General features: G+C 53.9%; 11 protein-coding genes and 1 tRNA gene. 9 read left to right on the forward strand and 3 right to left on the reverse strand.

Going from position 1 to position 10,912, the window contains the following annotated elements; translation table 11 throughout:
* Positions 1-38: 38 nt before the first annotated feature.
* The 9 genes from BXY66_RS11620 to BXY66_RS11660 are packed head-to-tail and all read left to right on the forward strand — an operon-like array spanning position 39 to position 7,144.
* Positions 39-1,097, forward strand: coding sequence for a zinc-binding alcohol dehydrogenase family protein (locus BXY66_RS11620; protein WP_243694352.1), 1,059 nt, complete (start codon positions 39-41; stop codon positions 1,095-1,097).
* A complete protein-coding gene (locus tag BXY66_RS11625) occupies positions 1,090-1,869 on the forward strand; it encodes an SDR family NAD(P)-dependent oxidoreductase (protein WP_132860268.1) in 780 nt (259 codons plus the stop codon). Before BXY66_RS11620 ends, BXY66_RS11625 begins: the two co-directional genes overlap by 8 nt.
* 11 nt (positions 1,870-1,880) lie before the next feature.
* On the forward strand, positions 1,881-2,552 hold the full coding sequence (locus tag BXY66_RS11630) for an RraA family protein (protein ID WP_132860269.1): 672 nt from the start codon (positions 1,881-1,883) through the stop codon (positions 2,550-2,552).
* A 37-nt stretch (positions 2,553-2,589) separates the two neighbouring features.
* On the forward strand, positions 2,590-3,492 hold the full coding sequence (locus BXY66_RS11635; RefSeq protein ID WP_132860270.1) for a GntR family transcriptional regulator: 903 nt from the start codon (positions 2,590-2,592) through the stop codon (positions 3,490-3,492).
* On the forward strand, positions 3,489-3,785 hold the full coding sequence (locus BXY66_RS11640; RefSeq protein WP_132860271.1) for a UxaA family hydrolase: 297 nt from the start codon (positions 3,489-3,491) through the stop codon (positions 3,783-3,785). The genes BXY66_RS11635 and BXY66_RS11640 overlap by 4 nt, the downstream gene beginning before the upstream one ends.
* Positions 3,786-3,788: 3 nt before the next feature.
* A complete protein-coding gene (locus tag BXY66_RS11645) occupies positions 3,789-4,985 on the forward strand; it encodes a UxaA family hydrolase (RefSeq protein ID WP_207911309.1) in 1,197 nt (398 codons plus the stop codon).
* Positions 4,986-4,994: 9 nt separating this feature from the next.
* Entirely contained in the window at positions 4,995-5,960 is a 966-nt protein-coding gene (locus BXY66_RS11650; protein ID WP_132860272.1) for an aldo/keto reductase, read from the forward strand.
* Positions 5,957-6,787 (forward strand): amidohydrolase family protein, encoded by an 831-nt coding sequence (locus BXY66_RS11655; RefSeq protein ID WP_132860273.1) that lies wholly within the window; start codon positions 5,957-5,959, stop codon positions 6,785-6,787. Before BXY66_RS11650 ends, BXY66_RS11655 begins: the two co-directional genes overlap by 4 nt.
* Positions 6,788-6,811: 24 nt before the next feature.
* On the forward strand, positions 6,812-7,144 hold the full coding sequence (locus BXY66_RS11660; protein WP_132860274.1) for an L-rhamnose mutarotase: 333 nt from the start codon (positions 6,812-6,814) through the stop codon (positions 7,142-7,144).
* A 366-nt stretch (positions 7,145-7,510) separates the two neighbouring features.
* On the opposite strand, the gene BXY66_RS11665 is transcribed toward BXY66_RS11660, so the two are convergent.
* From BXY66_RS11665 to BXY66_RS11675, 3 genes are all read right to left on the reverse strand, one after another.
* A complete protein-coding gene (locus tag BXY66_RS11665; protein ID WP_132860275.1) occupies positions 7,511-8,515 on the reverse strand; it encodes a hypothetical protein in 1,005 nt (334 codons plus the stop codon).
* Complete coding sequence (locus tag BXY66_RS11670) at positions 8,512-10,011, reverse strand: tetratricopeptide repeat protein (RefSeq protein WP_132860276.1); 1,500 nt, start codon at positions 10,009-10,011, stop codon at positions 8,512-8,514. Before BXY66_RS11670 ends, BXY66_RS11665 begins: the two co-directional genes overlap by 4 nt.
* Before the next feature lie 806 nt (positions 10,012-10,817).
* Positions 10,818-10,894, reverse strand: a tRNA-Met gene (locus BXY66_RS11675).
* Positions 10,895-10,912 lie beyond the last annotated feature (18 nt).

Consider the following 10,912-nt stretch of genomic DNA (forward strand, 5'->3'; position numbering starts at 1 on the left):
TCGGTTGTCCGCCCAGCGGCGGACAGCCTCCTCTACTCATGCAATGGACCCCGACGTTTATGCGAGCACTGGCTATCACATCAATTGGCAGAACCGCGTTTCAATCGGTTGAACCGCCACGGCCGCGTCCGGACGAGGTGCTACTCAAGGTCGGGGTTGTCGGGCTCTGCGGCAGTGATCTCAACACGTTTCGCGGCGCAAACCCTTTGGCCAATCTGCCACGCGTTCCCGGTCACGAAATCGGAGGAACAATCCTCCAAGCCGGTGAAGACGTACCGACCGAAACGTCCATGGTTGGGCGTCGCGCCGTGGTCATTCCTTATACTGCCTGCGGTCGGTGTTCTGCCTGCCGGCAATCGCGCACAAATGCATGCAAACACAACCAGACACTTGGAGTTCAGCGGGACGGCGGTATGGCCACACAAATTGCTGTGCCTCACACGCATTTAATATTAAACGACAAATTGCCGATGAGGGACTTGGCACTGGTAGAGCCGCTTTCGGTCGGCTTTCATGCGGTTCGCCGTGGCGCTGTGTGCGAAGGAGACACGGTGGTGGTGCTTGGGGCAGGCATGATCGGCGTCGGCGCCATTTTGGGTGCAATTGCCGCGGGTGCACGCGTCATTGCGGTTGAAATCAGCGACAGCAAACGAGAAACCCTTTCTTCCATGGGGGCTGACGCGGTGATCAATCCCGTCCGCGAGGACCTGTCCGCGCGCATAGAAGAGCTCACAAATGGGCATGGCGCAGATGTTGTCATCGAAGCCGTGGGTCTACCGGAGACGTTCCGATCCGCCATCGACCTCGCCTGTTTTGCAGGTCGCGTCGTGTATGTCGGATACGCCAAAACCGAAGTGAGCTACAACACGGCGCTCTTCAATTTGAAAGAGCTCGACATCTTGGGGTCTCGCAACGCAAATCGCGTGGACTTCGAGGCTGTTATCGAATTTCTCGAGAAGAGCCCAGACATGTCCAGACAACTGGTTTCAAAAGTTTTTCTCTGGTCAGAAGCCGATCAAGCTTTCGGACACTGGGAAGCAAACCGTCACGACACTTTCAAAATCTTGGTCGACATGCAGGGCGCAGAAAATGAGTGAACATGCGACGCTCGCAAAGCAATACGGTTTGAGCGGTCAAACCGCACTGGTCACAGGCGGCGGCACAGGATTGGGCAAATCAATTGCCACGAGCCTTGCTCAAAGCGGCGCCAAAGTGGTGATTGTCGGTCGCCGTGAGGATGTATTGCATGCCGCATGCGAGGAGATCGGTCACGGAGCGCAGTACCGTGTTCTGGATCTGACGGAAACAGAAGAGCTCGGCGCATTTGCCGGCGAGCTCCACAAAGACTTCGGCACATTTGATATTTTGGTGAACAATGCCGGCAACACGGTAAAGAAGCGCTTCGTTGACTCGTCGCTGGCAGATTTCGACGGCGTCTTTGATGTTCATGTACGCGGAGCTCTGGAACTGAGCCGCGTCGTAATGGCGCGTATGGAAAGCGCTGGCAAAGCGGGCTCTGTGCTGTTCATCTCATCCATGACCGCCTACATCGGGCAGCCCAATGTACACGGCTACACCATTGCAAAAACAGCGATAAACGGCGTTATTCGCGCGCTCTCGGCGGAATTTGCCGAAAAAGGCATTCGGGTGAACGGGGTGGCCCCTGGATGGATCGATACAGACGTTTTCAGAACAGCGACAAAGGGTGATCCCGAGCGCAAGGCCAAGATTATGAGTCGTATTCCGATGGGACACCTTGGCACGCCTGAAGACATCGGGTGGGCCTGTGCGTTTCTTTGTGCGCCTGCCGCGAAATATATCACAGGTCAGGTGCTGCTGGTCGATGGCGGCGGCGCGACTGGATTTTGAAGGAGCCACCAATGACCGATAAAGACCTCTTTGCACTTATGAAAGAGAAGTTGTTTACGGCGGTACTAGGCGACGTTTTGGATGTGCTAGGCCATCGCCGGCAATTCTTGCCCCAGCCTATCAAACCGCTTGCCCAAGGTACAAAGCTGGCAGGAAGAGCCATGACTGTGCTTGAAGCGGACTTTCCAGAAGGCAAGGGTCATGGACCTCTGGCGGATATGCCGTTTGGTCTTATGTTCGCGGCTCTGGATGATTTGAAGGAAGGCGAAATCTACATCGCCTCAGGCTCGTCCTTTGAATATGCGCTTTGGGGAGGGCTGATGTCGACCCGCGCGTTGCACCTGAAAGCGGCGGGCGCGATTCTGAACGGATACGTTCGTGATACCAGTGAAATCCTCCACTTAGGGTTTCCGGTGTTTTCCCGCGGCGCCTTTGCACAAGATCAGGGGGTCCGAGGCAAGGTCATCGACTACCGGGTTCCCATCGACATCGAAGGCATTCGCATCAATGATGGCGATTTGGTTTTCGCTGACGATGAAGGCGTGCTGATTGTGCCTCAGGAGGCCGAAAAGGAGGCAATTGCTCTGGCGTTGGAGAAAGTCGCCACGGAGAACGAAGTGGCCAACGCGATCCGCAAGGGCATGTCTTCGCAAGACGCTTTTGCGACCTTTGGCGTTATGTAAATACTCTAGAACCACACCAAGACCATCAGAGATTTCCATGTCGCGCGATAAATCAACTTACAAGGACAGCCTGAACCGAAGCCTCGACTATGTTGCGACGCTTTCGGTTGAGGACACGTTGCCTTCGGAGGTGGACTTGACCCAACGCCTTGGGATCAGCCGCACTACTGTCCGCGCGGTACTTACGCATCTGGACGAAATCGGAGTGATCCGGTGGTCCGGGCGCAGCAAAATGGTTCTGAGAAAACCGCGGGCGGCGGACTATTTCGCCAAAGAAGAAACGCTGTCGACCAGCGAGCGGGTCGAAACACAGTTCATGGAGTTTATTTTGGGCGGCGATTTGAAGCCCGGAGCAATCCTGCATGAAAGCGAAATGGTGAGAGCCTTCGGTGCCAGCACCTCGGTTCTGCGTGAATGTCTGATAAAGTTCTCGAGGTTTGGGTTGATCGAGAAGGAACCCAACCGACATTGGGTGCTGCGCGGGTTTACACGCGAGTTTGCAATCGAGCTATTTGATGTGCGGGAAATGTTTGAGCTACGCGCGTTCCAAAAGATGGTCGAGATTGGTGAAAGCGCTCCTGCGTTTCGCAAACTGGTTGATTTGGTCGAGGATCATGAGCGGATTCTGGCAGACATCGACGCCGAGTACCTCAATTTCCCTAGATTGGACGAACAGTTTCACCGCGCATTGACCGATGGGTTGGGCAACCGTTTTGTGGATGACTTCTACGAACTGATTTCAGTGATATTCCACTATCACTACCGCTGGAACAAACAGGATGAGCGCGAACGCAACCATGCAGCAGCCGAGCAGCACCTGGCCGTTATCCGCTCCCTTCAAGCCGGTGAAAGGGCCCAAGCACTCGCGTTGTTCAAAACGCATCTGAAGGCCGCGCGTACAACCCTCTTGAACTCCGTCACATGGGACAGCGATCAATGAGCGAAGCAATTTTTGACCCACGCCTGTTGGTCCTTGCCAACGGGGACAACATCGCAGTTCTCAAAGCCACAATCGCAGCCGGTGAGGTCATTCTGGTGGCCGGTGAACCGGTCACCATTTCCGCAACGCTTGGCCTCGGTCACAAGCTGGCCGTGACCCCCATTCCGCAAGGCAAGGACGTGGTCAAATATGGCTTTCCCATAGGTTTTGCGGCCGAAGATGTTGGTATTGGAGAACATGTACACGTGCACAACCTGTCCAGTCGCTACACAGCGGTCGAGATCATGGAGTAATTTATGACTGCAATGATGGCTTGGCCGCGTAGAGATGGCCGCAAAGGTATTCGCAATGTGATCCTAGTCGCCTACTTGGTGGAGTGCGCACATCATGTTTGCAAGCAGATCGCGCGCCCGTTCGACGAATCCGACGTGCAAGTGATTGGCTTTCCTGGGTGTTTTCCTTCCGACTATGCGCAACAGATGATGGAGGCGCTGTGTACACACCCAAATGTGGGCGCTGTTCAACTGGTCTCGCTGGGGTGTGAAAACTTCAAGAAACGGACTTTAGAAGACGCTGTTCGTGCATCCGGCCGGCCGGTGAACGTCGTCACAATACAAGACGTGGGAGGCACAGCGTCAGCGGTTTCAGCTGGCCGAAATTGGATCACAAACGTGAAGGCCGACTTGGACCAGCAAGACAGAATTCCAATGGACGTGTCTGAATTGGTGATCGGAACGATATGTGGCGGTTCTGATGCCACATCCGGAATAACGGGCAATCCTGCGGCGGGTCTCGCATTTGACCGTCTGGTGGCTGAAGGTGCCACATGCATCTTTGAAGAAACCGGAGAGCTGATCGGCTGCGAGCATGTTATGGCGGAACGCGCTATTGGTGACGGCTTGCGCAATGAGATCGTAAAGACCGTCGAAAAAGCCGCCGTTTACTACGCAAACATGGGCTATGGGTCGTTTTCCAACGGCAACGCTACCGGCGGCCTCTCCACTATTGAAGAAAAATCGCTCGGGGCATACGCCAAGTCCGGCCAGAGTGGAATCAGCGGCATTATCCGTCCCGCTCAACGGCCTGCGACAGGAGGCCTGTACCTTCTGGATGTAGTACCGGATGGCCCCCCGAGGTTCGGCTTTCCCAATATCAACGACAATGCTGAGATCGTTGAACTGATTTCCTGCGGCGCGCATGCCGTGATCTTTGTAACCGGACGAGGATCAGTTGTGGGGTCAGCGATTTCGCCGGTTTTGAAAGTATGCGCCAACCCCGAAACATTCGCGCGTATGTCGGGCGACATGGATGTAAATGCGGGACGCGTATTGGATGGCGGTGCCCAACTGCATGAAATTGGAACAGAAATATACGACAAGCTGCTTGCCTTGGGTGCTGGCGGGCGCACCGTTTCCGAAGAACTTGGGCACGTAGAATTTGTTCTAACCTACAAAGCCGGCTCCGAAGAAAACCCCGGCTGCCACCGGAACTGAGGAAAATTCATGCTTACTGACGCACATCGCCTGTCTCTGGGCACAGCAGCGATTGCCGGCCTTTACCGACCAGTCACTCCTGAAGCTGTACAGGACGTCCTGGAAACAGCATGGGACAGCGGAATTCGTTATTTCGATACCGCGCCACACTACGGTCATGGAGCATCCGAGAGCCTTTTGGGTGACTTTCTGCGCCACAAAAAGGAATGGGTGATTTCTACGAAAGTCGGCCGGATTTTGTCACCAGATGCAAATCCTCCGGCCGTGGTGAACGGTTTTCACAACGCTTGGCCGTTCAAACAGCACTACGACTATACCTATGATGGCATCATGAGATCGGTGGAAGACAGTTTCCAGCGTCTCGGGCTGAACCGCATCGACATTCTCTTCATCCATGACATCGGCGACCCGGACGCAGGCACCGATACCGCAGAACACCGCTCCCAATTACTTGGAAGCGGGATAAAGGCGCTTGAGGAACTGAAAGCTAATGGGACAGTGAAGGCCGTAGGGCTCGGCGTGAACACCGTGGAGATTTGCGAGGAGCTTATCGGGCAGTTCGACATGGATCTGATTCTCCTGGCCGGACGCTATACCCTTCTGGATCAATCCGCGCGGCTCCGCCTCTTTCCCAAGCTGATACAACACAATATCAAATTGGTTATCGGCGGCGTCTTCAACTCGGGTATTCTGGCCACTGGCCCTGTGCCAGGGGCACATTTCAACTATGCCCCTGCGCCCCAGGCCATTCTCGACCGTGTCGCTGAGATCCAGGCTGTCTGTGAGGCACATGGAACGCCTTTGCCGGCAGCGGCCATTCAATACCCAGACCAGAGCCCAATTGTGGCATCGACCCTGATTGGAACGACCAAGGCGGGCTCGTTGAAACGAAACATCGCACAATTCCAACACCCTTTGCCCAGCGCGCTTTGGCAACATCTGCGCAACGAAGGCTATATCGGAGACGACAATTGATCATCGACGCCCACCAACACTTTTGGACACTGTCACGCGGCGACTACCCTTGGCCCGACGAAAGCGTCGCTCCAATTTTCAGGGATTTTGGTCCAGCCGATCTTGCGCCCCTTCTGTCAAACGCTGGCGTTGACAGGACGGTTATTGTCCAAGCCACTGATACGGTCGCGGAAACGGAATTTCTTTTGGACATTGCTGAACAAACCGAATGGGTGGCCGGAGTGGTTGGATGGGTAGACCTTGCGGCCAACAATGCCATTTCGGAGATCGATCGTTTGGCCAAGAACCCGATCCTAAAGGGCTTGCGCCCCATGTTACAAACCATCGAAGACACTGATTGGATTTTGCAAGACGCAGTGGCCCCCTCCCTCGCCCACATGGAAAGAACCGCTCTTCGGTTGGACGCATTGATCCAACCGAGGCATCTGTCAGCAATACACAAGATCGCCGTCAAGCATCCTGAGTTGAACATCGTGGTCGACCATATTGCGAAACCTGCAATGGGCGGCGCCAAAGCGCCGGCGCATGATTGGGTTCAAGGGATATCGGAACTGGCGACCCTGCCCAACGTTCATTGCAAACTTTCGGGAGTCGTGACCGAAGTCGGACCCGGTTGGCAGATCGAGGACATCAGTCCTTTTATGCGCCACGTACTCGACGCTTTTGGGGTCGACAAGGTTATGTTCGGCAGCGATTGGCCGGTCGTGAACCTCGCGAGCGACTATGGCACTTGGCGACGGGTAGTCGATGACGCGCTTGCGCCGTTTTCAGAAGCAGACCGAGCAAAAATTCTGGGCGCTAACGCTGCCCGCTTTTATGACCTCTAACGACAAAGAGAATGATCAGGCACAATGGTTCAACGAATGGGAATGGTGATCGGCCTCACCGAAGACAACAAAGCCGAGTACAAGCGACTTCATGCAGACGTCTGGCCCGAAGTGCTCGCGCAGCTCCGGAAATCAAACATCACAAATTACTCGATTTTCCTGAGAGAGCCGGAGAACCTGATGTTTAGCTACTGGGAATACACTGGAACGGATTTTGCCGCCGACATGGCTGCAATGGCGGAAGATGAAACGACCCAAAAGTGGTGGGCGGTTTGCGGACCAATGCAGACACCGCTTGAGACGCGTTCTGAAGGCGAATGGTGGGCTTCGATGGAACAAGTCTTCTATCTGGAATGACCAACTGTCCGTAGCCAAAGCGCGCAAACAAACGAAGCTGCCCCATGTGGGCAGCTTTTGTTTGGTTACAGGAGCACGCTACCGCCGTTGTCGAGCGACGCGCACATGAAAAGCACCAACGCTTTCCGGGATTTAGATTGCGGTCGGGAAGCGGTCCTTCGCTGCAAAAGGTAATGGATATGCCCGGTAGCAACGACGGATACTCAAGCCCATTTCGGCATTGAGCTCGCGTTGCGGCACCCGAAGACTGACAGCGACGTCACTGATGCCAATTTCGGCCAATCCCAAGCACATCCAAGCTCCCAGACACTGACTTTTCTGCTCATTGGGATCAGCTCAGATTAGGTGGCATCCTTTGGAAATAGACTAAACTGGGCCAAAGATATCGCACCAATGGTGCCAAACATCTTCCCAGTCTTTGGGCATTTGGCGCCGTCGGCTAAAATAGGTCGCAAGGCTCATGGCATAGGGGCGACAGTCCTTACAATCAATATTCGGCGAACAGCACTTCTCGCTATTGCGAGTTAGGTCAGCGTTGAAATGCACGTGGCGGCGTGTCAGCCTGTTACCACAGTCTTTTGCAACCCCGCTTTCATCAAGGGTATAAAGGCTGCCCTTTTCTGTCACCCAATTGATAAAAGCAGGCGAGATCCGGATTGTTTCCGGGGAGACCGCGGCGGCCTCAAAGATCGCATCTCGCGCCTGGAGCAGCAGGTCATCGTCCAGCCGCATATCTTTTTGCGCAGAGCTAAAGCGGAAGTAATTGGTTTCATCAAAGTGCACATCAGTCATGCGCTTGTTGTAGTCCAGCGTTGGTGAGAACAAACTAAAGACCAAAGGCAATCCGTGATCTTCGCAGGCGCGCGCAACGGTGGAGATTTCTCCAATATTTAGGGCGTTGAGCGTCATGACAAACACCGCACGGTCATCACCACTATAGTTCAGCATCGCCTTCCGATTTACACTAGCGCCGCGATACGTCTTCGAGTTCTCATCGTCACCCCACAGAGAGACATGTATTCTATATCGGATATCAGAAGGAATTTTCCTGGTGCCGTTGGTAAAGATACAACCCATGGGAATGTGATCGTGGCAGGCTCGGATGCGATCCGGAGCCAAAGAGGGTTCAGCTCCGCCCAAATATGCGAAAGTTACACCGCGTTTTGCTTCGTCTGAAAAAAACGTCCGCCAAACGCCAACGTCTTCCTCTGCTTTTGCGATCTCGGTGCCCGCTCCAGAGAAGTACAAGCATCCCTCACACTGCAAATTGCACGTGTTGCTTATGTCGTAATTGCTGGTTTGGAGCCTCCCAATTCGTTTGAATAAACTTCTTTGACGGTCCGATCGGGACTGGGTTTCAACTTGGCTCATCTATTGAGAAACTCCTCGAATGCACCGCTTGCGATTACGTGTGGCAACGAGAGATGCTCACCCAGCTCGGAAATAGGAAATAGGCTGACACCGGGACAATCCGACAGATAACGCGCATGTTGCACATCAACCTCGTGTTCGCTGCCAAACCATAGATCAATGTGACACCGGCCTTGTGCTGCAACGACTTCAGGAAGCAGGTCTAGACGGCCGAAAGGAAAGGTCCTGTGCAAACGCCGTGCCACCAAACGCCCACGTTTGTCGTCTATGTCAGCCAAAAACTCAGATGTTACGTTTGTCGGAGCGGACGCGGCAAGGACCCGATCAGCCTTCAATTGAATTGCATGTCGAATAGCACCGAAGCCGCCAAACGAAGTTCCCAAGCACAGTAATTTCTTCGTGTCGAAGTCGTCCACCAGCTTTGACAAGGCGGCAAGGCTCCCAGAAAAATCTTGGGCGAGTGCCGGTACACCCCCAATGAACCCACTACGGGTTACATCCCTTATATAGACTACCGAATGCCCTTCTGCCGCACAGAACCTGTCGATAAACTCTATCGGCATCATGGCCCGATCCCGCAAGCCGGTGAACACAAGTAATGTCGTGCCAGTTTTCCCTTTCTTGCTCGCAACGACATCACCGCCGTTATCAAAAACAATGGGCCTCTTTTGCGAAGACTCAGGTGGCAGACAATCTATCATCGCCATCGTTCCCGTATCCATCTTCCCATTCGGAAAAGTTCTTTTGAGAAGGTTTTGTGCCTTTTGAGTTTGTCCCCCCAAAGCAAGAGCCATGGCCTGATCTTTAGCACTGCGTTTTGACAAGCGGGCGGTAAGGGAATAGCTCTTGGTTTCAATTTTGTCGCTCAGGTCGGGCCACTTAACCGTTAGTTTTTGAACCAGCTCGTCCCTTTTTTCTTTTGGTATTTCTAGAAGGACACCTCGTAACTCGGGCAGTGCAGGTAAAGCCAAAGCACCCAAGGCAATTTGATCCAAAGCAGCCACAACTCCGCCCACGTCTCCAAGACACACTGCAATTCGGTAGTCTACTGACATTCGAAAATCCGCCATGTCCGGAGTATCCGGCAACTCGGCTACGCAGGCTCGCGCAGCACCGAGGTTATTCTCAGTTAGATGATGAACCGTCAGGCGCTTCAAAGCGACCGGATTTCCCGGAAACTGTGCAAGCATTGACTTCAGGGTTTGCTGATATTCATCTGATTGCCCAAGGCGTTTATGCACCTCAGCTTTCAATAGAAAAATCCCAGGCTGAGATGCTCCAGCATGTATCGCTGATTCAACTGCGCTCAGCGCGCCAGAGCTGTCACCGCTTTTGAAACGTAATCTTGCAATTGAGGCCAGAAAACGTGGGCGTTCGCGCCATTTCTCGGGAGTGCGTCGCAGAAGTTCGGCAACCGGGCCAAGGTTCCCCTCCTTTATCAAGGCTTCGATTTTCCTCATCCAGTCGCCAAACGACGGTTGAACCTCATCCGACATGAATGGAAAGCCTTAATCTCGTGTAAATTGTAAGAATGTTAGAGCATGTCCCCTTTTACGAAAGCAAGGGGCATTTGGCTCACAGATCAAGTATCGATAGTTGCACGCGCAAACATGAGTGCTTGCATCAGCCCCCCAAAAGACATGGAGGGTCCCAATAACCCATCTTCTCTTTCCGGAGGTTCATCTAAACCCCTAACACCTGCAAGTGTCAGGCACGGCCCGATCCGGTAGAGGACTGGATCATGGCAGGCATCCCTCATCTTGGCATTTTGCCACAAGAACAGTCGGACGCCGGTTAGGCCCGCCAAGATGCCACCCAACACATCCCGATTAGCGACGGTATCGGCACTTTTGGCCGTACGAAACGCGCCCCCATTTGTTGCCTGAGCGGTCGCTCTTTGGCTCCAGTGGTGGCAGTGTCATTCAATAGGGCGAACAATATAAAAGCAGCTCCTCGAGCCTTAACAAAGTCACCTGAAACAACCGGAAGACCGTCGAGCGGGAGCTGACGCAGGTCACGCGTCTGATCGACCGTTTAGTTGCCGCCATTGCAGAGGGGATGTTTCATGAGAGCATGAAAGCGAATCTGGACAGCCTGGAAGCCCGCAAAGCCGAACTGGAAGCTGATTTGGCCAATGCCGAACCGACTGCCCCGGTGTTGTTGCACCCTAACCTGTCCGATGTGTACAGGAACAAGGTCGCTAATCTGACCGATGCACCGTACGATCACGACAAGTTGTTTGCTATCTTTGATGTGCAAAACGCAAAAAGCCACCCGAAGGTGGCTAGTTGTTCGACATTAATGGTTGCGGGAGCAGGATTTGAACCTGCGACCTTCAGGTTATGAGCCTGACGAGCTACCGGGCTGCTCCATCCCGCGCCAATTTGGCTTACTCAG

This window comes from Shimia isoporae (genome assembly GCF_004346865.1).
In the GTDB taxonomy this organism is placed as follows: Bacteria; Pseudomonadota; Alphaproteobacteria; order Rhodobacterales; family Rhodobacteraceae; genus Shimia; species Shimia isoporae.

What these genes read in the sequence shown, in the direction of transcription:
- BXY66_RS11630 (WP_132860269.1), top strand. Translation starts at nt 1,881, where the DNA reads ATGACCGATAAAGACCTCTTTGCACTTATGAAAGAGAAGTTGTTTACG.
- BXY66_RS11620 (WP_243694352.1), top strand. Translation starts at nt 39, where the DNA reads ATGCAATGGACCCCGACGTTTATGCGAGCACTGGCTATCACATCAATT.
- BXY66_RS11665 (WP_132860275.1), bottom strand. Translation starts at nt 8,515, where the DNA reads ATGAGCCAAGTTGAAACCCAGTCCCGATCGGACCGTCAAAGAAGTTTA.
- BXY66_RS11660 (WP_132860274.1), top strand. Translation starts at nt 6,812, where the DNA reads ATGGTTCAACGAATGGGAATGGTGATCGGCCTCACCGAAGACAACAAA.
- BXY66_RS11640 (WP_132860271.1), top strand. Translation starts at nt 3,489, where the DNA reads ATGAGCGAAGCAATTTTTGACCCACGCCTGTTGGTCCTTGCCAACGGG.
- BXY66_RS11650 (WP_132860272.1), top strand. Translation starts at nt 4,995, where the DNA reads ATGCTTACTGACGCACATCGCCTGTCTCTGGGCACAGCAGCGATTGCC.
- BXY66_RS11625 (WP_132860268.1), top strand. Translation starts at nt 1,090, where the DNA reads ATGAGTGAACATGCGACGCTCGCAAAGCAATACGGTTTGAGCGGTCAA.
- BXY66_RS11645 (WP_207911309.1), top strand. Translation starts at nt 3,789, where the DNA reads ATGACTGCAATGATGGCTTGGCCGCGTAGAGATGGCCGCAAAGGTATT.
- BXY66_RS11670 (WP_132860276.1), bottom strand. Translation starts at nt 10,011, where the DNA reads ATGTCGGATGAGGTTCAACCGTCGTTTGGCGACTGGATGAGGAAAATC.
- BXY66_RS11635 (WP_132860270.1), top strand. Translation starts at nt 2,590, where the DNA reads ATGTCGCGCGATAAATCAACTTACAAGGACAGCCTGAACCGAAGCCTC.